The following is a 285-nucleotide window of genomic DNA, read 5'->3' on the forward strand; positions in this document are numbered from 1 at the left end:
GGAGAGGCAGCGGCAACTTCTTACTACGGTGTCACCGTGGAAGGAATGGTCGAAAAAATAATGGCTCTCGAAAATGTCATTTTTGAACACCTTCATAAAACTCCCGAAGAACTGTGGGAGATCACAGCTCCTTACCTAAATGACAATTCCTTTGCACAATGTGCGCTTGATATTGCAATGCACGACCTGCACGGAAAAAGAAACCATTTGCCGCTTTATAAGATGTGGGGGCTTAGCCTAATAAATATTCCGCTATCCAATTATACCATTGGAATTGATACTGAT

Annotated in this window: 1 pseudogene; it reads left to right on the forward strand. The window is 42.5% G+C overall.

The features are described 5' to 3' along the window. Positions 1-285, forward strand: a pseudogene (locus HC175_RS23400) (dipeptide epimerase); the annotation flags it as partial.

Source organism: Salinimicrobium oceani (assembly GCF_012037645.1).